This is a genomic window from Pseudomonas sp. NPDC078416 (genome assembly GCF_050268485.1).
In the GTDB taxonomy this organism is placed as follows: Bacteria; Pseudomonadota; Gammaproteobacteria; order Pseudomonadales; family Pseudomonadaceae; genus Aquipseudomonas.
On sequence record NZ_JBNNGV010000001.1, the window covers coordinates 12591 to 36082 of the forward strand.

Consider the following 23492-nt stretch of genomic DNA (forward strand, 5'->3'; position numbering starts at 1 on the left):
CCGGTCCTACAGTGAGTACGCGGTGTGTCAGTAGGACTGGCTTCAGCCGGGAACAGGCCAGTACCTACACCCTCAATTTCTGCGGGGTAATGAAGTCTTGGTTAGTTATCAGGTCAGTTAAGTCCTGCTTCAGTGTCCGTGGGTGATACACCCACGCGGCTAAAGCCGGTCAACTTACTGATTATTCAAATAATTAAGCCAAGCACTGTTAAGTCAAACTTAACCGCTGATTGCGGATTTCTAGTTTGCCCCCTCGCGCACTTTTCTTCAGTTTATCCCTTAACTGGCACGTGCCCGTCAGCTCAGTCTGGCGCCGATAAAACAGCGAGCAGGATGCTCTGGCTGAAGGAAAACCTCATGACTGATTTCGATATTTTTCGCCCTATGGCGTGGGACAAACTGGTTCATGAATATGACCTGGATGGCGCGAGGTTACTGCCGTGGAACGGCTATCCGACGCCCATTGGTGGTGGCTGGTGCGTCGTGCGACCCCACACCAAATCCTTGTCGCACACGCAGATAGACCAGGAATTTTTTATCGGCATCAAAGGCACCGCACAGTTGATCGTGGGAGATCAGACGTACCCGTTCACTATGGGTGACATCGCCGCCATTCCCAAACACACCGATCACTATGTGTTCAACGACACGGACGAAGACTTCCATTTCTACGTGGTGTGGTGGGATCGCGATTCCGCCAACCGCTTCCTCGATGAGGACGCCCAGCAGGCGATGGCTGCCAACGAGTTTGCTCTGCAGCGGGCGACGGTTCATGACGTGTCCGATCAGAGGGCGTCGTAATGGGCAAGTTACTCGTTACGATCACGCCGCCGACGCCTAATGGTGATTTGCACATTGGTCATATGGCGGGGCCTTTTCTCGCAGCGGACATCTACACCCGCGCACAGCGCCAACGCGGCCACGATTGCACCCTCGTCTCATACTCCGATGACTATCAGTCCTACATGCTGCGTCGAGGTATCGAGCTGGACCGCGCGCCTCAAGCGCTGGCGCTTGAGAACACCGACAAGATCAACGACACGCTTGAGAAGATGGGCATCCAGGTGGATTTCTGGATGCGCCCGTACCGCAACAGCTACTTCAAGAACGCTGTCGAGGAGATGTACGAGTACGCGGTAAAGGCGGGGGCCATTTACAAAAAGGTCAGCCAGGAACCGTATTGCGAACACTGTGATAAGTGGGGCTACGAAGCGTTCGGGCGGGGTAACTGCGATCACTGTGGCTCGGACTCGGATGCCAGCCAGTGCGAAGAGTGCGCGCACACCCCCAATGCCTCGAAGATGAACAACTTCCGCTGCAAATTATGCGCGGCACCCATGATCTGGCGGCCGATAGAGCGTGAGTTTCTGGCGCTGTCCAACTTCCGCAACCACCTCAAAAGCACCTTCGAACATGCGCCGCTGCGGCCATTCATTCGCCGTTTTCTGGATGAAGAATTCGAAATCGGTCCTGTGGACTGGGGCGTTACCCGACCCCATGACGGCGGGCTGGACCTCAAACAAGATGGCAGCCGGCGCATACATACCTGGGTCATGGGGCTGTCGGGTTACCTGGCGGCCTTTCGCGAATACTTGAACGAACACAAGCTTGCGCCGTGGGAGTACGACGAATACTGCCGCTCCGGCAAAGGCCGGCTGGTGCATTTCCTGGGTTACGACTGCGCCTTCAGTCACATGATGGTTTACCCGTCTCTGCTGCAGACCATGCACGGCTATCGCATGCGCCAGACCTTCTACACCAACCAGTTTCTGACCTTGAACGGCAAGAACCTTTCCACCAGCCGCAACTATGCAATATGGGCGCGGGACTTGGTGGCAGAAGCCTGCACCGACAGCGCGCGCTTCTATCTGGCGCTGATCGCGCCGGAACAGGACACCGATGATTTCGATGTCGAGAAGTTCTCCGCCTGGCGTGAGCAAACCTTCAACGAAGTGCTGGTGAAGCTGGCCGCCCAGGCCGAGCGCGAACGGGTGGACGGCGACACCCTGAAAGTCAGTGCGGCGGACGCCGCGGCCCTCAAAATTCTGATAGCGCGCTGGTTCGAAGCGACGTCGGTGGATCACTTCAGCATGAAGGGACTCGCGGTGCTGCTGTCGGACATCATCAACGCCGCCCGTGATCGTCAAACCCTCGGCAAGCGGATTCTGCCGTACATGGCGCTGATCGGTGCCATCGGCGCGCCGGTGTTCCCGGATCTGGCGAAACAGATCCTGCGTCATTGCCGTTTTACTGAAAACGAAGTCCTGCAACAGCTGGTTTATGTCAGTGCGGTCGAGTACGAAATCTGACCGAGAGGCGCGCGACGACGATGAAAACTTCATTTGATGTGATCGTGATCGGAGCCGGCATCATGGGCGCTTCGATTGCAGCGGCGCTGGTCGAAAGCGGCCTCGATGTGGCGCTGATGGAGAAAGGCATCGCTGGCGCCCAGGGCGCAACGCGGGACACGGGCGGCATCGTTCGCGGTCTGGAGCTGGACGCCGCGCTGCGTCCGTTGACCCGGCGCGGATCACTTTACGGCAATCCAGGCATCGTCCACGCCCTCTACGAGAGCGCACTGAATCGCAGTGGCGTCGCTTACATCGCCAGCGCCGAAGTGTGTGGGCAATACCTGGAAGCGGTGGACAGCGAAGGGTCCGAGAGCATTGAGCTGCATGCTTCCGTCGACGCCCTGGATAACGGGCGTTTCTCGCCGTTTTGTGTCGGCGAATGCCTGCTTATCGAACGCAATGGCGGCACGGTCGATGCTCGCGTCGCGGTGTCGAATCTGTGCCGTTACGTCAGTGAAAAGGCGACGTACCTCGATCACCTGGCCGTCGACCGCTGCGTCGAACTGGACGGCTATGTTCAGGTTCATGCCGGCAAGCTGTGTCTGGAAGCGACATGGGTCGTCGATGCCTGTGGCGCCAGCGGTCCGTTGCCCCGGCCGAACAATGCGGTGCATGCGCGGACGATTCCGTTCACGCGCTTCGGCTGCGACCAGGCCCCGAGCATGCCGATTATCGCTCACCACCTGAATACCTACCTGCTGCCGCTGGGCCGCAATCTGGTGCAAGTGGGCGGCCAGCGGCGCCAGCGCGCAGAACATGCGGATCAGCTGAACATGTCGCCGCTGGATAACGAGCAGGACGTCATGGACCGCGTCTCTCGTCTGGGCTACGACCGGCACCACAATTTGCCGGTGGTCACACAGGTCGGCTGGGACGCATACACCGAAGACGGTCGCCCGCTGATTGGCCGCTCCAGCGCCAAGAGCCACCTGTTTCTCGCCACCGGGTTTTGCGGCATCGGCTTCAAAATGGCACCGAATGTTGCCGAGTTGCTGGCGTTCGAGCTGGGCGGATTGATGTCCGGTGTGTCGATGGATGCGGCTTACAAATCGGTCATGGAAGCGTTCCGCCCTTCGCGGTTCGCCGAGGTGGCGTTGTCATGATGCGCCTGGGTATCTGCGCGGCACTCGACGTCGGCACCACACTGCACGCGCGCGGTTTCTTGCGCAGCGTGTACCTGTCCAGCCATCTATTTCCCCATGTGCGCCGCGCGCGCCACTTCTACTTTGATGACGGCGCGAGCGCAGAGGGCGGCCGTGCGGCGGCCAGGTATTTCATCGACGCGAAGGTGGATGCTGTGATTGGGCATTTCGCGTCGGACTCAGCCGCCGTAGCGGTGGAAAGTTATGCACAGGCCGGGATTCCGCTGATCCTGCCCGCATCCACCTGCGCAGCCTTGACCCGCGCAGGGAACACCACGTTCCGCATTTGTGCGTCTGACCGACTCTTGGCCACGCGCCTGATTGAATTTGCCGAAACCCAAGGCTTGCACCGGCTGGCGCTATTCACCGACCCGAGCCTGCATGGGCGCCAGCAGATGCAGGAACTGCACGCGGCCGCGCAGTTATCCACAGTTGAGTTGGTAGATGATGCGAATAATGCCGACGCTGTAGTGTTTTGCGGACGTTTGCGAGCCAGCCGGCATTTCCTTGTGGATAAGCGCGCTGGTGGCTGTGAATTGCCGATTTTCTTCACCGACGACGCCGCTTCACCGGCGCTGGTGGAAGGCCTGGCGCGAACCGGGATTGTGTACGTCATCAGCTTTCCCATCGCGGGAGATTTGGCCGAGGCACAGTCATTGGATGCGACTTATCAACAGATCTACGCCGAACAGGCGCCGGTTTACGCCGTCGAGACGCTTGCAGCGTTTGCCCTGGTCGACCGAGCCGCCGCTGATCAGCGCGGACTGCTGGACGCGCTACGTTTTGATCACTTTGCCACCCCTGCCGGCCCTGTCAGTTTCAGCGACGGGGAGAACGATCATGCCCGGGTTTCGCTGTGGCTCTACACCGACGAGCACGTCCACGAGCGGCGTCTGCTGTGTTGAAGCGGTCTGCCCTAAAGCTCGTCACCTCTTTTGCAACTTTCAGGAAGAAAGACCATGACTCAGTATGAAATCGAAGGTGTGCGTGAAACGCTGGACGTCATCTCGGTAGGCTTCGGCCCGGCCGGTATCGCGCTGGCCTGTGCGCTGGAGGACGAAACAGAAGACGACGGTCGCAAGCCTTTCCAGCGCGTGCGCTTCTTCGAAAAAGGGCGTGACTCAACGTGGCACGGCGCGTTTCTGCTGGCGGGCACCGACATCAACCACCATGTCTTTCGAGACCTGGTGACGCCGCGCAATCCGCGCAGTCGTTTCTCCTTCGCCATGTACCTGAAGGAAAAGGGTCGTCTGCACACGTTCGGCCTGCTCGGGCGTCCGGCCAGCCGGGTCGAATGGTCCGACTACATCGCGTGGGTCGCTGCGCAACTCAAGGATTACGTTGCCTACGACGAAGGCGTACTCGACGTGTTGCCGGTGGCGGAACAGGGCATCCTGAAGGGCGTTGATGTCGTCACTGCAAAAGGCACGTATCGCACCAAACGGTTGGTGCTTTCCCATGGCAGCCTGCCCCGGATCCCGAACGCGTTCAGCCCGCATCTCGGCGGCCGGGTCTTCCACACGTCCCAGTACCTGAAAAACATCCACCTCGGCGGCGGTCCGATCGCCCAGCGCTGGCTGGTGCTGGGCTCGGGTCAAAGCGCGGGGGAGGCGGTCACGCACCTGCTCGGCGCCGCGCCCACCACGCAGGTGCATTCGGTGCACCGCGGCGTGGGTTTCAAGGTGGGGCAGCTGGGTCAGTTTCCCAACATGGCCTTCCTGCCAGAGCACATCGACTACTTCCACGACCTTGAGCCGGGCCGACGCAGCCGGGTGTTCGAAGAGATCCGGTCGACCAATTACGCAGGCATCGACGTCGACGAGAGTCAGGCGCTTTACTCCTTCCTGTACGAAGGCGAGGTGACGGGCCACCGACGTCTGAACCTGCATGCGTGGTCCGAAGTGGCCTCGGTGGAAAAAGTGGGCGACGCCTATTCGGTGGTGCTGCGTGACAGCAATACCGGCGTCGAAACCGTGCTCTACGTCGACGGCATTGTCTTGGGCACCGGCTACGAGCAGCTCGCAGTGCCGCCGCTGCTGACCCTGCTGCAACCCTGGCTGGTCCGCGACGAGGACGGTACGCTTGCGGTCGATCGGCATTACCGCGTCGCCCTGCAGCACAGCGAGAGCGTGCAGATTTTGGCTAACGGCACGTCGGAAAAGACCCACGGCATCAGCGACGCTCAGTCGTTTTCAATGGTTGCCGTACGGGCGCAGCACCTGACCGATGCGCTGCTGGCGACCCAGCCCCGGCAGCGTGCGCCGGTGGTGACCCTGCCGAGCTACACCCGGCCCGCGCCCGTCGAGGCACGGCCATGAACTTCATTTCCCACATCGTCGGCGATTCGAACTTCGTCAGGGTAAAAGGGCTGGGTTTTGAAAACCTGCACCTGAAGCTTGAGTCCTGCAACCCCGCGGGCTCGATCAAGATGAAGACGGCCATCGGCCTGATCGATTCCTACGCCGAGCGTCGACTTATCCACAAGGACACGGTGCTGATCGAGTCATCGTCCGGGAATCTCGGGGTGGCGCTGGCGATGATCTGTGCCGAGCGCGGCTATAAGTTCTGCTGTGTCGTTGATCCCAATACCAACCTGCACAACATCAAGATGATGGAAGCCTTTGGCGCACAGATCGTCATCGTCACCGAGCGCGACGACAACGACGGCTATCTGGGCACGCGCATCCGTTACATACGCGATGCCGTGGCCCGTGATCCCCGTCATCTCTGGCTTAACCAGTACAGTAACCCGGCCAACGCCAAGACCCATGAACACACCACGGCGCGCTCGATTCATATCGCCTTTCCGGCGCTGGACTATCTGGTGGTCGGCGCCGGCACGACCGGGACTTTGATGGGCTGCGTGCAGTATTTCCGCAAGCATTCGCCGCGCACCAAGATCATCGCGGTGGACAGCGCGGGTTCAGTGACCTTCGGTCAGGCCCCCGGCCCTCGTTTCATTCCGGGACTCGGCTCCAGTCAGATGCCGCCGATATTCCGCGCTCATCACTTGCACAAGCAGCAAGTAGTGGATGAGCGCGCCACCGTCGCCATGTGTCGCTGGTTGGCGAAATCCAATGGCGTGCTGGCCGGCGGTTCCACCGGGACAGTAGTGGCCGGGTTGGCAGCGCCCTCGCTGGGAATACCCAAAGACGCCGTTGTCGTGGCGATCTCGCCGGACGCCGGCGAGCGTTACCTGGAGACCATCTACAACGACGAGTGGGTCATGCAGAAGTTCGGGCGTGGCGAGCTGACTGCCCTCAGTTCGCAGCCGATCGCCCGGTATCTGAAGCAGTACGTCCACACCTTTGAAGGAGAAGCGCTGAATGTCTGACTTTCACGTGATCCCCGGCGCTGTGATCAAAGACATTCTCGACAGTCACGCCCACGACATGGTGCGGCGCATCGAGCAGGTGTATCTGCAGCACCATGACAGCCAGACCCTCAATCCGGACAGCTACTTTCTGCGTTTCCCTCAACAGCCCGCCAACCGGATCATCGCGCTGCCGGCGGCGCTGGAGGGAGAGGACGCCGTGGCGGGAATCAAGTGGATCTCTAGTTTTCCCGGCAATGTCGCGCAGCAAAAACCGAGAGCGTCGGCAGTGGTGATCCTCAATGACCGCGAGACCGGCTATCCCTACGCTTGCCTTGAAGGCGCGCAGATCAGCGCGGTGCGAACGGCCGCCTCGGCGGTGTCAGGCGCTTACTGGCTCAACGGTCAGTCACGTAAAGCGGCGTCAGTAGGATTTATCGGCGCAGGGGTGATTGCCCGCAACATCGCACGAATGCTCAGCGTCGAGGGATGGGACATCGGCCACGCCGTCGTGCACGATTTCGACGAGGCGTCTGCGGACGCTTTGACTGGCTTTATCGAAAACGCCGACTTATGCACAGCTCGGACTGACTCACTGGAGCAAGCGCTGGCAGCCGAGTTGGTGATCTTCGCCACCACGGCCGGCGAGCCGTACGTCAAACCGCCAATGGGGTTTCGCGCCGGCCAGGTCGTGCTGAACATCTCGTTGCGGGATATCGCCCCACAGCTGCTATTGGAGGCCAACAACTTGTGCGACGACGTCGAGCACTGCATGAAGGCCAACACATCGCCGCACCTGGCAGAACAATTGACCGGCGGCCGCGCTTTCATGAACGGCACGCTGGCCGGCCTCATCCGTGGCGAGGTCGAGCTTGATCCCGCAAAGCCCTCGATCTTCTCGCCTTTCGGCCTCGGCGTGCTGGACCTGGCGCTTAGCAAATTCATCGTTGACACCGCGCTGGCAGAATCCCGTGGCATCGCCATCGACTCGTTCTTTGGAGAAACCCTGAGATGGAACTGAGCACAGCGCTGCCGGGCGAAAAGTTATCCCCAAGTCTGGAAAAACCCGCTATCAGGATCGGCATCGTCGGTTGTGGCTCACGCGGGCTGACGGTGCTGGAGCGTATCTGTGCGCTGGCGGTCAACACGGCCCGGCGCATCGAAGTAAACGTATTTGACCCCCAGTCCCCGGGGCCAGGCTTGCACGCCGTCGAACAGCCCGAGTACCTGATGCTCAACACCGTTGCCTCGCAGATTTCGATGTTTCCGGACACGCCCGCGCTCGACGGACGCGAGGGACGCCAGGGACCCAACTTCTATGAATGGTGCCTGCGTTTTAAATCGGCGGAACGCAGCGTACAGCCCAATGAGTTCCTTCCGCGCCGCTGGCTGGGGGAGTATCTGGCGTGGACCTACGAGGAAGTCATTCGCAGCCTGCCGGCAAACGTGCGCGTCATTCATCATCCTCTCGCTGTGGATAACATAGAGCACACGGATATGGGGCAGTTTGTTCTGTCCACAGCAGAGGTGGAGTGTTCTGTGGATTGGCTGGCAATCACAGTGGGCCACGCGCAGCCGCTGCAATGTCCGAACGGATGGCTGCACTCAACCTCCGTCGCCTATTCACAATACGACTCGCTCGATTCCGAGTTATCCACAGAAGCGTTTGGTATTGAAGGGCTGGGTCTTACTGCGATGGATATTGTCGCGGGGCTTACGGTCGGGCGCGGAGGCCAGTTTCGCGAAGTGGCGGACGGCTTGCGCTATGTGCCGGGCGGAAGGGAGCCGACTATTTATATGTTCTCGCGTAGCGGTACGCCGTACCGCACTCGGCCGGACATCGTGCCCCATCGGACCTCAAATGCTGCGTTGATTTTCACATTGCCGGCCGTGGCACGTCTGCGTGCGGAAAACCCTGACGGCCTGGATTTCGAGCAGCAGGTCCTTCCGTTGATCAAAGCTGAAATGCTCGCGGAATACTTCGGGATGATTGCGTCCCAACAAGGCGAATCGGCAATCAAGATCAAAGCGGAGATTGCGCGCGCCCATTACATGGACCGGCTTGAGACCGTGTCGGCGGAAATGGCCGTACGTTTCTCGACGTTGCCGCTGGATGAGGCTGTGCATAACCCGCGTTTGTCGACCATGGATGCCGCGAATTATCCCCAAGCGATGCGTGCGTTTATCGAGCGCGACATCACGCAGAGTTGTTTGGGACTTGATGCAAGCCCGATCAAAGCCGCGATCGAAGTGTGGAGGAGTTGTCGTGAACAGCTCCGTCGGGTTGTGGATAACCGTGGGCTAACCACTGATTCATTCCGTGTCTTCTTCGAAGAGTACGCGCCCCATGTCAATCGAATGGTCGCCGGGCCGCAGAAGGAGCGTCATCAGGAACTGTTGGCCCTGGCCGATGCGGGAATCGTCCACTGGGTGCACCATTGTCAAGTTATCCACAGTGCTGACGGCGCCCCGGCCAAAATGGTTGTCATGGATAACCAAGCGACGCGTTCAAGTCCCCTGCAAGGCGTCATCAAGGCACATGTCAGCAATGCCTGTGACATTTCGTCGCTGCCCTCAATCATCCGCTCGCTGAAGAGCAACGGAATTATCCACAGCCTGAATGAAAATGGAGAGGGCGTGCTTGTCGACAGCGAAGGTAAGGCCCAACCCAATCTGTGGATAACCGGCCCTCTTGTCGAAGGCTCCACTTATTACAACCACTACGTCCCGTCCTCGGGCAGCTATTCCCGCGCCTTCGTCGACGCCGACCGAATCGCCCGCGAGATGTTGGGGCTGAATGTTGAGGTCAGGGCCATAGTTTGAGCGTTTTGCCAGCAGGACTGGCTTCAGCCGGCAAGATCACTTCGCCATCTGCGTCCCAGGCAGATACTTGCGTCGAATGCGCTCCAGTTCGCCCGTCTTGCTCAGGCTGTCGATCGCACTGTTGATCCGTGGCAACCACGAGGCGTATTGCGGCTGCAGCTTGAACACCAGCGGTGCTTCGCTGAGTCGTGCGCCCTGGGCGAACTGGCCGGGATCGAGCTCATTGCTTGAAATCAGCTCATCAAAAATGTCGTCGACCATGGCAATGGCGTCGACGCGTTTGTTCTGGAGCAGCTTGATCAGCGCTTCGTCCCTGGAGGTTTCCAGTCGGTTCAGGCGATGCTTCTCGATGGCCGGGTCCACGGCCCAGTAGTTATAGCCCCGGACCATGCCAATCGTAAGGTGCTCAAGTTGTGCGATGGGCTGGCCGCGCGCAGGATGGTCGGCGAGAAAGTACAGGTGCTCCTTGACCATGGAATAGGGCTTGGAGAACACGTATCGACGCTGCTCCTCGGGGCTGTTCCAGATCAGCGCGTCAGCGTAGTTGATATCGATCTCGCCTTTGCGCAGCATCGACTGCAGGCGGTTGACCGGGTAGGTGACGAAGGTAACGTCCAGGCTGGCCAGCTTCATCACACGTCGCGCGATGTCGATGGAGATCCCCACCAGATGGCCGTTCTTGTCCTCGTAGGCATAGGGCTTCCACTGGGCTCCGCCTGCGACGTACGGCTCAGCCACGGCTGGCAGCATGAGCAGCCCAAGCAAACAGCCAACGATGAATCTTCCTCGAAGCCCCATACGTTCCCCCCGGCAGCGTGTCTTGCCCAAGGTCGTAAGGTAGCAGTAAGACATGTCCAGTAAATGTCGTATTGCCAGTATCTGAATCTGCAGCACATAAAAAAACCCGCGCTGACAGGGTCAGGCGGGTTTGCACAGGTGCGGTCGTCAGGCGTCGCGGCTCAGAGGTCAGGGCTCAGACGAATGATTTTCGGAAACTCCGTCAGTGTCAGCCGGGCCGAGCAGCGCTGGGCATCGCACACCCACTGCTGCGGGGAGTCAGTCATGCCTTTGTCCGGCGTTTGCGTATCGAGCACGCGCACCGGCTTGTTTTTCATGGCTGGGGCGCTGATCGCGACTTCGTGTTCGCGACCGCTGACCCACGCCACCAGAATCCGCTCGCGGCCCTTGCTGAATGCCAGCTGGAAGACACCGTCGGACTGGAGGCTGTTGGTCGGCTCGTAGGTGAAATCAGGCAGGTAAGGACTGATGGCCTTGAGCACCGGATAAGCCGGTTTCGCGCGAAGGTCGGCATCGAGCAGGCCGAAGTTATGCTCCTGCTCGGTGCGGTTGGTGCCATCGTTGATCAGGTCATACCACCACATGCCTTTGACGTTCGGCACTGTGCGGATGAGGAAGTACGCACGCGCCAGATACGCGGACTGTCGTTCGGGGCTGACGCCGCAATTGCCATTGTGGCTCGGCCAACTCATCTCGGTCAGGTACAGCGGCACTGGCCTGCCGACCTTGGTGCTGATTCGGCGGTCCAGATCACGCATCCAACCGACCCAGCTTTCCGGCGTGTTGCGGTAGCTGCCTTCGCAGTGCACGTACGGGTGCAACGAGATGCCATCGGCATACTTCATCACCCCGGCCGCCAGGATGCGGTCGACGAAGCCACTCTTGATGCCCAAGTTCGTTACGGCGCCGGCGAGTACGAGCGCCTGGGGGTTGTTCTTGCGAATGATCGGTGCCGCTTCACGGACCAGCGTGACGTAGTCATTGCTCAGGCGAGGATCGGCCGGGCCGTCCAGGTCCCACTCGTTCCAGACCTCATAGAACCTGACCGGATTGCCCAGCTGGCGAGTCAGATAGTCCACGTATTTCAGGTACGGAATCTTGACCGCAGGTATGCGCGGCTTTGCGCCTCCCTGATACGAGCTGCCGTAGCCGAGAATGACCATTGGGGCGAGATTCAGTCCCTTGGCGGTGCTCAGCCATGCACGCCATGGCGCAATGATCTGCATCTGGCCCCGCACGGGTTCAGCGGTGGACCAGAAGGCGTCATCGCGAATGGACGTGACGCCAGCGTCGCTCGCCATCTGAAGGCTGCGCAGCGGTTGCCCGGTGTTATTCATTGAATGGGTGGCGACGCCGACGATAAAAGGCTCGGCCACGGCGACATTGGCAGCGCATAGGGCGGCCATCAGTGCCAGGCCGCTCAGGCCAATGCTGCGAAAGCTCATAGGATTGCCTCGGTCAACTCAGGCCCGGCAGGCCGTTCCACGTGGGCAACTCATGGGGCTTTGGGGCCCGCAGTCTTCCCCGAGATTTCATGGCCAGCGCATGGCCGATTGCCATGCCCAAGAACATGTTCGCGAGGGTAACTTCCAGCGTATCGGTCGTCCAGCTAACAATACAGATGCAAAAACTCGTCACCAGCAACGCCTGGCCATAACGGCTGACACTGTCGGCCAGTATGAAAAACAACGGGATGTGCAGGGCGTAGAGAAACAGTCCCATCAGGCCAAACGTCGCCCACAGATAAACCACGGTGCTGTCGGACACCATGAAGATGTCCGCGCCGGGAACCGGGAAGGCGGCCACGGCACTGCCAACCAGCCCGAAGCCCACACCCGTGAGCGTTCTGTCTTCCTCCATCAGCGTCCGAATGACGTTGGGCCAGGTGTTGATCAGCCGGTCGTAGATGGATGCGAGCGAACTGGTGGCCGAGATTTTGTTGGCATCGAAGTCGGTCATCATCGCCACGAAGGGCAGTGACATGCCGAGTACGACCGCGACAACGATGGTCGCCCGTGCCGTCCAGCGAAACCGCATGATCAGCAGCAGACCGGTCCCGCCGATAAACGCCAATGCTGGCGCCTTGCTGGTGGTCAATATCACGCCGGCGAGGCCTATCACGCAGACCAGCAACCCCAGCAACTTGGAGCGCAGGGTCGCCATCAGGTACAGGCTGAGAATCGAGATGATGATGGCCAGTGAGCTGGAGATTCGCGCGAATCCGGCCGGGCGGTCCATGTCTTCGGAGGTCCATGCGGTGTTGGCGCTCAGCTCGGTGCCGCCGACGGTGTAACTGTAGCCCTTCCACGGCAGACTGACATACCGGTCGAGGGCGATGCCGCCCAGCGAAGCCAGTAGGCAGAAGGCAATCGCCCACATGAACAGGCGCTTGTGGCGAATGATCTGGTCACCGCAGGCGATCCCGAAGAGCAGCGGGCTGATCCCGTACAGCGCGAACGCGAAATTCCCGGCCTGAGCGCCATTCAGCGCTGCCCATCCTGCCGACAGTAACAGCACCAGCAGGCTCAGCCAGACGCCCGGCCCGGCTTTGAAACTGCGCAGTTCCAGTGCGAAGAACAGCAGACACGCGACCTTTGGGGCGTAGAGCAATACGGAAATCCCTGCCTGATCCAGATAGAAACGCAGAGCTCCGTTGAAGGTCTCGACCAGCATCAGGCTAATCGCAACCAGCACGATCGCCATGGATTTCTCGAATGAAAGCAAAGAAGGTTTTTCAACGTAAACGGGGGAAGTCGACATCATGTGCAGCCCCTCGGGAGCATTTGTACGTGTGATAAGCGTTAGCGTGTGAGCAGGCCGCCGTGCGGAAGAAGCTACCGCCCACTCGCACGGCGTTGGCCGTCGATGGCGTGCAATTCGCGATGATTTGGGAGGTCGCAGCGGGGGAGGAGAAGGGCGTTTCGGTCCCCTCGCAAGCGGCGCGACAGGGATATATCAGCCGTAGATGGGAGGGCTGTCAATCAATTAGTCAAATTTACGGACATATTTAGCAGTGGCTCAATATCAGAATTCATAAGCTATTGATTTTTATGACGGATAGAAAATTGACGCTGTTAAAAAGAGAAAAAAATCGGGCTGCCTGGCGACTTTCTATGACTCATTTTCGTTACAAGTGCAGCGTATTCACCACTGAACATTCAGCGGCGAATACGCTATTCCGCGGGCAAGCCTGAATCCCGCAACGCTGTCAGCTGATCAAGCTCAGGTGTAGCGGCGCTTGTCCGGTGCGGGCGGGAAGTACTGGTACAGCCAGGTCTCACTCAGCGTGCGATCGCCAGTTTTGATGAACATGCGCATTTCCACCGGCTCCACGGAGTCGCTGGTCGGGTACCAATCGAACGTCACGCGGAACCCCTTGATGTCCGGCAGCACCAGCACATTGAAATCCTGCACTTTGCCGTGGGAGACGGTGACCACCGGCTCGATGCCCGAACCTTCCGGCAACCGGTCCAGCCCGCCGCCGTTGAAGTCCACGGCAAAACGCCGCGCCCAGACTTCCGGGTAGTGCTCACCCGGTGCCCAGCCTTCGATGAAGCCGCCCATGCCTGAACGCGTCGCGTGCACCTGTGCCAGCGGTGTGCTGACCGGGGGCAGCGGGCTCCAGTAGAGCTTATAACCGTAGTTCATCGACATGCCGGCCTTGACCGGCACTTTCGGATTCCAGAACGCAACGATGTTATCCAGGGTTTCGCCCGTGGTCGGCAGTTCCAGCAGATCGATGGAGCCCTCGCCCCATGCCGTCGTCGGCTCGACCCACAGGCTCGGTCTGCGGTGATACCAGTCCACGGTGTCCTGGTAGGTCTTGAAGTCGTGGTCGGTCTGCACCAGACCAAAGCCTTTCGGGTCTTTGTCGGCAAACGCATTGAACTGGATCTTGGCCGGGTTATTGAGCGGGCGGCAGATCCATTCGCCATTGCCGCGCCACATGGCCAGCCGGTCGGAGTCGTGGATTTCCGGGTGAAGGGTGTCGCACATGCGACGTTCGTGGGTGCCGCAGCTGAACATGCTGGTCATGGTCGCAATGCCCAACTGCTCGATGTCGGCCCGCGCATTGATGTGCGCGTCGATGTCCATCACCACGCGGTCAGCCTGGCAGTCGATGTCGAAGCGGTACGCCCCCGTTGCACTGGGAGAATCCAGCAGCGCGTAGACCACGAAGCGTGTGGCGTCTTTGGTCGGCTTCTCGAACCAGAACTGTGTGAAGTCAGGGAATTCTTCAGGGCTGTGGGCGTAGGTGTCGATCGCCAGACCCCGTGCGGAGAGGCCGTATTGCTTGTTGCTGTCGATGGCGCGGAAGTAGCTGGCACCCAGGAACGACAGGATGTCGTTGATGGCAATCTCGGGGGCTTTGAACAGCTTGAACCCGGCAAAGCCCAGGTCGCCCTTGAGCTGACTCTGGTCGATGCGACTGGCTTCGTAGTTGAACAGCTCAGGGCGGAAATGCACCTCGCGCGCCTGCTGGGTCGCCGGGTCAACGCTGTACATGCGCACCGGCGTCTTGAATCCTGCGCCGACGTGGAAGAAATGCACGTCCAGTTGGCCTTTCACGTCGTTCCACAGTGAGTGACCGGCGTCGTACTTGATCGCGTTGAACTGCTGAGGCGTCATGTTCGCCAAGGTAGGCGGCAGGTTCTGCTTGGTGCTGACGTAAGGCTTGCCGGCCATCTGTTTGGCGTTGTCCTGCAAGGACTTGAAGTCGAAGTGTTCGATGACGCCATCGGCCGCCGCAGCCAGCGCGCGTGCCGCGTAAAGACCTGAGGCGGGCAGCGCGCTATAGGCTGCCAGCGCCATGGACGCTTTCAAGAGATTCCTGCGATTCATATGGTGAAGCCTCTGAAGATGCTGTGCCTTCCTGCACAAAAAAGTGCGCTTTCCCAATCCTTGCTGAACGCAAATTACCAACAAACAGATAACAATCTCGGCATCTTGTTCGCGCAAAGGGAAAAAAATCGTTTCAGGGCACAACCGAGTTTGCTTCAAGGTGTTGCTCGTGCGGTCAAGTTTGGCGGCGCATTTCAAGCCTGCGTCATAGGCCCCCCGACACCCATGGCAGCCTGACGCAGCGCTTCGGACCGGGTCGGATGGGGATGGCTGGTCAGGGCGATGTCTTCGGCGGAGGCGGCGAACTCCATCGCCACGCAGTACTCCGCGATCATCTCGCTGACGCTTGGGCCGACGAGGTGTACGCCGAGAATCTCATCGGTGCGCTCATCCGCGAGCACTTTCGCGAAGCCGTCCGTTTCGTGATTGACCTTGGCGCGGCTGTTGGCGCTGAACGGGAATTTGCCCACTTTGTAAGCGCGACCCTCCTCCTTCAGTTGCTCTTCTGTCTTGCCAACACTGGCCAGCTCGGGCTGGGTGTAAATGACGTTGGGGATCAGGTTGTAATTCAGCTCGCCCTTCTTGCCGACGATGCGCTCGACACACACGGCGGCTTCGTCCTCTGCTTTGTGCGCCAGCATCGGGCCGGACGTGACGTCGCCAATCACCCAGATACCCTCCACCGCCGTGCGATGCCCGTTGTTGGGCAGGACGCCGCGCTTGTCCACTTCCAGGCCGACGGTTTCCAGGCCCAGCCCTTTCGTCACCGGGCGGCGGCCGATGGACACCAGCACGTAGTCCGCTTCAATCTGCTCGGCTTCACCACCGGCGGCGGGTTCGACGGACAGGGTGACGCCGGTTTCCGCAGCGACAGCAGAGGTGACCTTCGAGCTGAGTTTGAACGCCATGCCCTGACGCGACAGCGAGCGATGCAGCGTCTTGCCCGCCTCAAGGTCCGTGCCGTGGGCGACATGGTCGAGAAACTCGACCACTGTCACCTTCGCCCCAAGCCGGCGCCAGACCGAGCCCAGCTCAAGACCGATGACCCCCGCGCCGATCACCACGAGATGCCTGGGTACTTCGCTCAATGACAGCGCGCCGGTGGAATCGAGAATCCGTTTGTTGTCGATGGTCACGCCTGGCAGGGGCGTCGGCTCTGAGCCGGTGGCGATGATGATGTCCTTGGCGGTCAGCTCGGTTTCGGCACCTGCAGCGTCGGTGACGATGACCTTGCCGGGCCCTGAGAGGCGGCCCCAGCCCTTGATCCAGTCGGCCTTGTATTTGCGAAACAGAAACTCGATGCCCTTGGTCAGGCCAGTCACGCTTTCAGCCTTTTGCGCCATCATCTGGGTCAGGTTCAGCGTCGGTGTGACCTCGATGCCGAGCTTCTTGAATTCCTCGCCCGTTGCCGCCTCGTACAGCTCGGAGGCGTGGAGCAACGACTTCGAGGGAATGCAGCCCACGTTCAGGCACGTGCCGCCCAATGTTTCGCGGCCTTCGATGCACGCCACTTTCAAGCCTTTCTGGCCCGCATGGATTGCCGCGTTGTAGCCGCCGGGGCCGCCACCGATGATGACAACGTCGTACTGACTCATGAACGTACTCCTCGAGGAATCTCAGAATGGAGGGAAGCGTAGCCGTGTCTGAACAAATGTCGCGCGTTGCCCGGGCGGCTTAAATGATAGCTGTAATATTTCTCCCCGAGCACTTCAAAGTCAAGCGAGCGAGTTCGGTCACTGCACCGCGGGAAGTGTGTAGGACCGGCTTTAGCCGGGTAGGCACCTTCCACTATGTAAAGTGACTTAACTCGATACGATGGCAGGCGATGTCTACCTGTCTGCTGCCTGTCTGACCCCGCATCCAGCGCTGCGCAAACGAATAATCAGACGAAAATTTCACGACTTCTGTTATATCGTAACGCCCTGTGTCAGCGTGGCTTGAAGCAGTGTCACGCAACGCCACTGGGCGGGGCGGGAAGGGTGATGATTACAGCGTTAAACGGGCTTTGGAGTTGCAATGCGGGTTGATCTGGATGATGAGGGCGTTGCACCGGTGAGCCTGCCGCGATTTCAGCAGGCGGCTGTTCAATCGAGACGTCTTTCACGGCTGACGTACCTGACAGGAGCGATGGGCGTTATCGGCCTGGTGGTGTCGCTTTTCGTCGACCTTTTTTCTCCCAACTCGCTGTGGACGGCGGTGCTGACCAACAGCGCGGCCAGCCTGCTTGTGCTGGCGGCGGCATTGCAGTCGGCGCACGTAGTCAGCCAGTGGCGGGCCGGCGTTATTGCACCGCCCTCTGCAGCTGCCTCTGACGATGAAGCGCTGCTTCACGGCGAAGAGCTGGGCTGGTACGACCGCGTGCTCGGACGCATCAGCGGTGCCGGCACCTCAATGGTCGGCCAGGTGGGATTGCCAGTGTTCTGGCTGGCAGGCTGGGCGCTGCTGTCGCTGATCAGCATTGGCCTGATCTGGAACCTTGCGCTGTCGGGCAGTAATGTCGGCCTGGTCGGCAACGTGGTCGGCGGCCTGCTGCTGTTGGTCGCGTTCGCGCTGCTGGTGCTGGAGCGGCAATTCAGCAATGAGTCTGAGGCCAGTTGGCCTGAAGCCGAGCAGTTGGCGCAGATCACCAAGGTTGCCGTCGGTACGCTATTGGTCACGGCGTTCTGCCTGTTCTTCTCCTCCGTTGATCGTCTATGGCCCGCCCGGCTCGCGGTATTGATCGGCCTGTTGCCTGGGCTGGTTGCAGTCGAGTTCCTCATCCGCGCGCTCCTGTCCGTCTTCAGCCCGCGCAACGAACGCCTTGAACCACGCCTGATTGCCAGCAGCTTTGTCGCCGGCCTGTTGCGCTGGCCACCACGCCCGCTGTTGGCGCTGCAAAACGAATTGCACAACCGCTTCGGCATCGACCTGCGGCAGATCTGGGCGTTTACCTACATGCGGCGAGCCTTTCTGCCGGTGCTGGCGGTCATTGTCGGCCTCGGTTGGTTGCTGAGCGGTGTTCACGAAATTCCCATGCAGGGCCGTGGCATTTACGAGCGGTTTGGCAAACCGGTTGAAGTCTTGGGGCCAGGTCTGCATGCCGGTTTGCCCTGGCCGTTCGGAACAGTGCTGGCGGTGGAAAATGGCGTGGTCCACGAGCTGGCGACCAGCGTCTCGGAAGGAGCCGGTGTCGAGCAGACGCTTGACCCTGCCGAAGGCCCGCCGCCAGCCATTGCCAACCGGTTGTGGGACGCCACGCACATCAATGACAAATCGCAAGTGATCGCCAGCGGCTCGGGAGACAAACAGAGCTTTCAGATCGTCAACATGGACGTGCGCTTTGTGTATCGCATCGGTTTGACGGACGAAGCCGCGTTGGCCGCGACCTATAACAGCGCCGACATCCCCAGTCTTATTCGCAGCACCGCCAGCCGGGTGCTGGTGCACGACTTTGCCTCTCGCACCCTCGACGAATTGCTGGGCGAGCAGCGCAATGATCTGGCGGCTGACATCGGCGACGCCGTGCAGCGTGACCTGAAAAAACTCGACAGCGGCGTAGAAATCCTTGCGACCGTGGTCGAGTCAATTCATCCGCCAGCAGGGGCGGCCAACGCCTATCACGCTGTCCAGGCCGCGCAGATCAGCGCCCAGGCACTGATCGCCCGGGAGCGTGGCGCGGCGGCTGATCAGGCCAATGTGGCGCAGTTACACGCCAGCATGGCCCACGATCAGGCAGCGGCGACCTCGCGGGAAGTCATGGCCACCGCGCAAGGTGCGGACTTGCGTTTCAGCGCTGAACAGCAGGGCTACGCCAAAGCGGGCCAGGCGTTTCTTCTAGAGCAGTACTTCAGTCAGCTGACGCAGGGGCTGACCCACGCCAAGTTGCTGGTGCTGGATCACCGGCTCGGCGGCACCAGCGCGCCGACCATCGATCTGCGTTCCTTTACCCTCCCGGTCGACCCCGCAGCGTCGACCCCGTCAGCTGAACAGCCCTCGGCTGAATAAGGAGTCGTCTCTTGAGTCTGTTTCATTCCCACGATCATTCCGGTCATGACCATGCCGATCACGGCCATGGCGGCCACCATCACGGTCATCACCATGGCGAAGCCTCCGGCCCGACCGTGTTTCCGTGGCGTCGTGCTGCGTTGGCGGCGGTGCTGATTGCCTTCGCGGTCGCGGCCGCGAGTCTGGTGCAGGTGCGCTCCGGCGAGGCGACGGTCATCACGCGCTTCGGCAATCCGGCGCGGGTGCTGCTTGATCCGGGCCTGAGCTGGCGTTGGCCGGCGCCATTCGAAGCAGCGATCCCCGTCGACCTGCGTTTGCGCACCACCTCAAGCGGCTTGCAGGACGTCGGTACCCGTGACGGCCTGCGCATCATCGTTCAGGCGTACGTGGCGTGGCAGGTGCAGGGCGATCCGGACAACGTGAAGCGCTTCATGCGCGCCGTGCAAAACCAGCCCGACGAAGCCGCGCGGCAGATCCGCACCTTTGTCGGCTCGGCACTGGAAACAACTGCCGCAAGCTTCGATCTGTCGAGCCTGATCAACACCGACGCCAATCAGGTACGCATCGCCGATTTCGAAAACCAGCTACGTCAGCAGATCGACAAGCAACTGCTGACCACCTATGGCGTTCGCGTCCTGCAAGTGGGGGTCGAACGTCTGACGCTGCCGTCGGTGACCCTCAACGCGACGGTTGACCGCATGCGCGCCGAGCGCGAAACCATCGCCACCGAGCGCACCGCCATCGGCAAGCGCGAGGCGGCGCAGATCCGCTCTGCCGCCGAACGCGACGCGCGGATTGTCGAGGCCGACGCCACCGTGAAAGCCGCCGACATCGAAGCGCAATCCCGCGTCGAAGCGGCGCAGATTTACGGCCGCGCCTATGCCGGTTCGCCGCAGCTGTACAACCTGCTGCGCTCGCTGGACACCCTCGGCACTGTGGTGGGGCCGAGCACCAAACTGATTCTGCGCACCGATGCCGCGCCCTTCCGTGTGCTCGTAGACGGCCCGCCGACCTTGGATGGCAAGGCTGGAACGCAGCCATGAATGAGCAAGACGCGGCGCACATCGAGCGACCGGTGGTGAACAGCCCCTGGCTGCAGGCCAGCCGGCTGGCGTTTCTGGGGCTGTATGTCGTGACCCTGCTGGCGGCGCTCGGCTGGGCTGTCTCCAATGTGCGGGAAATCGATCCACAGAACCGCGCCGTGGTGTTTCGCTTTGGCGAGCTGGACCGCGTGCAGAACGCCGGCTTGCTGCTGGCCTGGCCACAACCGTTCGAGCAAGTGGTGCTGTTGCCTTCTGCTGACCGCGTGATAGAGCGTCATGTCGAGACGCTGTTGCGTTCACCCACGGCGTTGACAGCCGACAAGATCACCAGCTTTGCGACGCCGATGAGCGACGCGCTGGCAGGCTCGGGCTATCTGCTCACGGGCGACGCCGGCGTCGTGCAACTCGACGTGACGGCGTACTACAAAGTGACCGACCCACGAACGTTCGTGCTTCAAGGCGAGCATGTGCTGCCGGCGCTGGATCGCCTGGTCAATCGCAGCGCCGTCAGCCTCACGGCGGCGCGGGATCTGGACACCATTCTGGTGGCCCGTCCCGAGCTGGTGGGCTCCGACAGCCAGTCTGCCGAGCGTCGCGAACGTCTGCGTGGCGATCTGGTGCAGGGCATCAACACGCGGCTTGGTGAACTCGCTGCCACCGGCGTCGGCCTGGGCGTTGAAGTGGTGCGGGTCGACGTCCAGTCCAGTCTGCCGGCGGCTGCGGTGAATGCGTTCAACGCGGTGCTGACTGCGAGTCAGCAGGCCGATCAGGCGGTGGCAAACGCGCGCACGGATGCAGAGAAACTCAACCAGACCGCCAATCAGCAGGCTGATCGCACGTTGCAGGTCGCCCATGCCCAGGCGTCAGAACGGCTGGCCAAGGCGCAGACCGACACTGCGGCGGTGACGGGCTTGGCGCAGTCGATCCAGAACAAGAGCGATCCCGGATTGCTGCTGCGTATCTACCGCGAGCGGGTGCCTGCCATCCTGAAACAGGCGGGTTCAGTGACCACGGTCGACCCCCGCGACGATTCCCGCCTGATCATCCAGGGAGCTGACAAATGAGTAGCGAAGCCGTGCATAACCATTCCCACGACTCTTCTCACAAGCATGCCGCGCCCGTCGCGCCCGGCAGCATGCTCACCAGCCGCGAACAGCGCAGCGCCGCCCGACAGTTGACGCTGGCGATGCTTGCCCTGGGCTTGCTTGCGTTGGGGCTGGTCTGGCGATTCTTCTCGCCCGAGCAAGTCGGCGTCAGCCAGCTGCTGTTAGGCGCCGCCTCGCTGTTGGTGGCCATCCCGGTGGTCAGCGCCGGCTGGCACAGCCTGCGTTATCCCAGCCTGCACGGCATTACCGATCAACTGATTGCGCTGGCCATGCTCGGCGCCTGGGCGACGGGCGATCTGATGACCGCCGCGTTGCTGCCGATCATCATGATCTTCGGCCACGTGCTGGAGGAGCGCAGCGTGATTGGCTCCCAGGAAGCCATTCAGGCACTGGGCCGTCTGACCCGCAGCCATGCGCGATTGATCGATAAGGATGGCGTGATCCGCGAAGTCGACAACGGCACCCTGGTGGCGGGTGATCGCGTGGAAGTGCGCGCCGGCGACCGTGTCCCGGCTGACGGATTGGTGATCTCGGGGCAGGCCAGCCTCGACACGGCGCCCATTACCGGCGAGTCCGTCCCGCTTGAAGCGCGCGCAGGCATGGAAGTCTTCGGCGGCGCGATCAATCTCGACGGGCTGCTGCGTATCGAAGTGACGCGTATCGGCAACGAGTCGACCCTGGGCAAGGTTATCGCGCTGATGCAAAGCGCTGAACGCTCCAAACCGCCCATCACTCGACTGTTGGAAAAGTACGCCGGCAGCTACATGGTGCTGGTGCTGCTGATCGCGGCTGTTACCTGGTTCATCACTAATAACGCGCAGGCGATGCTGGCGGTATTGGTTGCTGCCTGCCCCTGCGCATTGGTGCTGTCAGCGCCAGCGACAGCCATCGCCGGTATTGCAGTCGCCGCGCGCCACGGCATCCTGATCCGCAGTTCGGCCTTTCTTGAAGAGCTGGCCGATCTGACTTCCTTGGTCGTCGACAAGACCGGCACGCTGACCTACGGCAGTCTGCGTCTGCAATCGGTCCAAGCCGAGGAGGGCGCGGGCGACGACGTTATCGAACTGGCGGCAAGCCTGGGTTCGGCAAGCAGCCACCCGGTGAGTCGCGCGCTGGCGACGTTGGTCGACAAAGATCATCTGCTCCCTCTGGACGACATTCGCGAGCGCCAGGGGCTGGGCGTCGTTGCGCAGACCGCCCGGGGTGAAGCGGCGTTAGGGCGGCCTGAGCTGTTCGCCCAGTTGGGCATTGCGACCTCGCCGATTCCCGATCACGACGGCCCGATTGCCGGCCTCGCGGTAGATGGGCACTTTCTGGCCTGGCTGCTGCTGGCCGACAGCCTCAAGCCCGAGGCCCGTCAGGCGCTGAGTGAGCTGCGCGAGCTGGGCCTGGGCCGGCAGTTGCTGCTGACCGGTGATCGCCAGAGTGTCGCCGACAGCCTGGGTCACGAGGTCGGCATCAGCGATATCCACGCTCAGGCGTTGCCCGAGGACAAGCTCAATCGGGTCATGAGCGAAATCAAAAAAGGCTTCCGTCCGATGGTCGTCGGCGATGGCATCAATGACTCCCTGGCGCTTAAGGCCGGGGTGGTTGGCGTCGCGATGGGAGCGGGCGGGGCGGACATCGCGTTGGCCTCCGCCGACATCGTGTTGATCGGCAGTGACCTGCGACGGTTGGGCACCTGTGTGCGGCTGAGCCGTCAGTGCCGCCACACCTTGCAGGTGAACGTGATCATCGGACTCGGCTGGACGCTGGCCATTGTCGCCATGGCAGCTTTCGGTGTGCTGGGTGCCGCAGGCGCCATGATTGCCGCGGTTTTGCATAACCTCAGCACGCTGCTCGTGCTGGGCAATGCGGGTCGATTGCTGCGTTTTCACGAGCCTATTGCGAAGTTTCACAATCCCTCCTAAGCCACATTCTCCGGCGCCAGCGCCGAAAGCGCCGGGTTAGAGGGCTCCACTAAGTATTAAAATTCGCTTGAGCTTTGAAGGACTCTGTTACAAATTAACTCCAGTCTTGTTCGGGGTGCTCCATTTGCAGGCGTCACATTGGCTCGAATTCTGGGGCACAGGGTTGTACCCGTTGTAGAT

17 protein-coding genes are annotated in these 23492 nt (G+C 60.9%); 12 read left to right on the forward strand and 5 right to left on the reverse strand.

Going from position 1 to position 23492, the window contains the following annotated elements; genetic code table 11:
- The first annotated feature begins 357 nt into the window (after nt 1-357).
- The 8 genes from ACQKEN_RS00070 to ACQKEN_RS00105 are packed head-to-tail and all read left to right on the forward strand — an operon-like array spanning nt 358 to nt 9629.
- Nucleotides 358-801 carry a cupin domain-containing protein gene (locus ACQKEN_RS00070; RefSeq protein ID WP_427682765.1) on the forward strand — a complete coding sequence of 148 codons (444 nt, stop codon included), beginning with the start codon at nt 358-360 and terminating at the stop codon, nt 799-801.
- Nucleotides 801-2309 (forward strand): methionine--tRNA ligase, encoded by a 1509-nt coding sequence (locus ACQKEN_RS00075; protein WP_427682767.1) that lies wholly within the window; start codon nt 801-803, stop codon nt 2307-2309. The genes ACQKEN_RS00070 and ACQKEN_RS00075 overlap by 1 nt, the downstream gene beginning before the upstream one ends.
- A 20-nt stretch (nt 2310-2329) precedes the next feature.
- Nucleotides 2330-3454, forward strand: a complete 1125-nt coding sequence (locus tag ACQKEN_RS00080; protein WP_427682769.1) for an NAD(P)/FAD-dependent oxidoreductase — start codon at nt 2330-2332, stop codon at nt 3452-3454.
- The gene (locus tag ACQKEN_RS00085; protein ID WP_427682770.1) at nt 3451-4398 is read left to right on the forward strand and encodes an ABC transporter substrate-binding protein; all 948 of its coding nucleotides are present in this window, start codon (nt 3451-3453) and stop codon (nt 4396-4398) included. Before ACQKEN_RS00080 ends, ACQKEN_RS00085 begins: the two co-directional genes overlap by 4 nt.
- Before the next feature lie 54 nt (nt 4399-4452).
- Nucleotides 4453-5811: a SidA/IucD/PvdA family monooxygenase gene (locus tag ACQKEN_RS00090; RefSeq protein WP_427682771.1), complete on the forward strand. Its 1359-nt coding sequence runs from the start codon at nt 4453-4455 to the stop codon at nt 5809-5811.
- Nucleotides 5808-6827 carry a 2,3-diaminopropionate biosynthesis protein SbnA gene (sbnA, locus tag ACQKEN_RS00095; RefSeq protein WP_427682773.1) on the forward strand — a complete coding sequence of 340 codons (1020 nt, stop codon included), beginning with the start codon at nt 5808-5810 and terminating at the stop codon, nt 6825-6827. Before ACQKEN_RS00090 ends, sbnA begins: the two co-directional genes overlap by 4 nt.
- Nucleotides 6820-7827 carry a 2,3-diaminopropionate biosynthesis protein SbnB gene (gene sbnB, locus ACQKEN_RS00100; RefSeq protein WP_427682775.1) on the forward strand — a complete coding sequence of 336 codons (1008 nt, stop codon included), beginning with the start codon at nt 6820-6822 and terminating at the stop codon, nt 7825-7827. The genes sbnA and sbnB overlap by 8 nt, the downstream gene beginning before the upstream one ends.
- Entirely contained in the window at nt 7818-9629 is a 1812-nt protein-coding gene (locus ACQKEN_RS00105; RefSeq protein WP_427682777.1) for an FAD/NAD(P)-binding protein, read from the forward strand. The genes sbnB and ACQKEN_RS00105 overlap by 10 nt, the downstream gene beginning before the upstream one ends.
- 36 nt (nt 9630-9665) lie before the next feature.
- Here ACQKEN_RS00105 and ACQKEN_RS00110 read toward each other — a convergent pair whose 3' ends face one another.
- The 5 genes from ACQKEN_RS00110 to lpdA form a co-directional block, all read right to left on the reverse strand.
- Nucleotides 9666-10367, reverse strand: coding sequence for a substrate-binding periplasmic protein (locus tag ACQKEN_RS00110; RefSeq protein WP_427682778.1), 702 nt, complete (start codon nt 10365-10367; stop codon nt 9666-9668).
- 221 nt (nt 10368-10588) lie between these two features.
- Complete coding sequence (locus tag ACQKEN_RS00115) at nt 10589-11872, reverse strand: hypothetical protein (protein WP_427682780.1); 1284 nt, start codon at nt 11870-11872, stop codon at nt 10589-10591.
- 13 nt (nt 11873-11885) lie between these two features.
- Nucleotides 11886-13190: an O-antigen ligase family protein gene (locus ACQKEN_RS00120; protein ID WP_427682782.1), complete on the reverse strand. Its 1305-nt coding sequence runs from the start codon at nt 13188-13190 to the stop codon at nt 11886-11888.
- A gap of 459 nt (nt 13191-13649) precedes the next feature.
- Nucleotides 13650-15269, reverse strand: a complete 1620-nt coding sequence (locus ACQKEN_RS00125) for a glucan biosynthesis protein D (protein ID WP_427682784.1) — start codon at nt 15267-15269, stop codon at nt 13650-13652.
- 194 nt (nt 15270-15463) lie between these two features.
- Nucleotides 15464-16864: a dihydrolipoyl dehydrogenase gene (lpdA, locus tag ACQKEN_RS00130; RefSeq protein WP_427682786.1), complete on the reverse strand. Its 1401-nt coding sequence runs from the start codon at nt 16862-16864 to the stop codon at nt 15464-15466.
- A gap of 421 nt (nt 16865-17285) precedes the next feature.
- On the opposite strand from lpdA, the gene hflK reads away from it, so the two are divergent.
- Genes hflK through ACQKEN_RS00150 form a run of 4 tightly spaced genes read left to right on the forward strand, consistent with a single transcriptional unit; the run spans nt 17286 to nt 23312 of the window.
- The gene (gene hflK, locus ACQKEN_RS00135) at nt 17286-19253 is read left to right on the forward strand and encodes a protease modulator HflK (RefSeq protein ID WP_427682788.1); all 1968 of its coding nucleotides are present in this window, start codon (nt 17286-17288) and stop codon (nt 19251-19253) included.
- 11 nt (nt 19254-19264) lie between these two features.
- Nucleotides 19265-20296: a protease modulator HflC gene (hflC, locus tag ACQKEN_RS00140; RefSeq protein ID WP_427682790.1), complete on the forward strand. Its 1032-nt coding sequence runs from the start codon at nt 19265-19267 to the stop codon at nt 20294-20296.
- On the forward strand, nt 20293-21360 hold the full coding sequence (locus ACQKEN_RS00145; RefSeq protein WP_427682792.1) for an SPFH domain-containing protein: 1068 nt from the start codon (nt 20293-20295) through the stop codon (nt 21358-21360). The genes hflC and ACQKEN_RS00145 overlap by 4 nt, the downstream gene beginning before the upstream one ends.
- The gene (locus ACQKEN_RS00150) at nt 21357-23312 is read left to right on the forward strand and encodes a cation-translocating P-type ATPase (RefSeq protein ID WP_427682793.1); all 1956 of its coding nucleotides are present in this window, start codon (nt 21357-21359) and stop codon (nt 23310-23312) included. Before ACQKEN_RS00145 ends, ACQKEN_RS00150 begins: the two co-directional genes overlap by 4 nt.
- Nucleotides 23313-23492: the final 180 nt, after the last annotated feature.

Bases quoted from the DNA above. Each gene is read 5' to 3' on its own strand.
- ACQKEN_RS00075 (WP_427682767.1), top strand. From the start codon at position 801: ATGGGCAAGTTACTCGTTACGATCACGCCGCCGACGCCTAATGGTGAT.
- sbnB (WP_427682775.1), top strand. From the start codon at position 6,820: ATGTCTGACTTTCACGTGATCCCCGGCGCTGTGATCAAAGACATTCTC.
- ACQKEN_RS00115 (WP_427682780.1), bottom strand. From the start codon at position 11,872: ATGAGCTTTCGCAGCATTGGCCTGAGCGGCCTGGCACTGATGGCCGCC.
- ACQKEN_RS00145 (WP_427682792.1), top strand. From the start codon at position 20,293: ATGAATGAGCAAGACGCGGCGCACATCGAGCGACCGGTGGTGAACAGC.
- ACQKEN_RS00105 (WP_427682777.1), top strand. From the start codon at position 7,818: ATGGAACTGAGCACAGCGCTGCCGGGCGAAAAGTTATCCCCAAGTCTG.
- lpdA (WP_427682786.1), bottom strand. From the start codon at position 16,864: ATGAGTCAGTACGACGTTGTCATCATCGGTGGCGGCCCCGGCGGCTAC.
- ACQKEN_RS00070 (WP_427682765.1), top strand. From the start codon at position 358: ATGACTGATTTCGATATTTTTCGCCCTATGGCGTGGGACAAACTGGTT.
- ACQKEN_RS00150 (WP_427682793.1), top strand. From the start codon at position 21,357: ATGAGTAGCGAAGCCGTGCATAACCATTCCCACGACTCTTCTCACAAG.
- ACQKEN_RS00090 (WP_427682771.1), top strand. From the start codon at position 4,453: ATGACTCAGTATGAAATCGAAGGTGTGCGTGAAACGCTGGACGTCATC.
- ACQKEN_RS00125 (WP_427682784.1), bottom strand. From the start codon at position 15,269: ATGAATCGCAGGAATCTCTTGAAAGCGTCCATGGCGCTGGCAGCCTAT.
- ACQKEN_RS00080 (WP_427682769.1), top strand. From the start codon at position 2,330: ATGAAAACTTCATTTGATGTGATCGTGATCGGAGCCGGCATCATGGGC.
- ACQKEN_RS00085 (WP_427682770.1), top strand. From the start codon at position 3,451: ATGATGCGCCTGGGTATCTGCGCGGCACTCGACGTCGGCACCACACTG.
- sbnA (WP_427682773.1), top strand. From the start codon at position 5,808: ATGAACTTCATTTCCCACATCGTCGGCGATTCGAACTTCGTCAGGGTA.
- ACQKEN_RS00120 (WP_427682782.1), bottom strand. From the start codon at position 13,190: ATGATGTCGACTTCCCCCGTTTACGTTGAAAAACCTTCTTTGCTTTCA.
- hflK (WP_427682788.1), top strand. From the start codon at position 17,286: ATGCGGGTTGATCTGGATGATGAGGGCGTTGCACCGGTGAGCCTGCCG.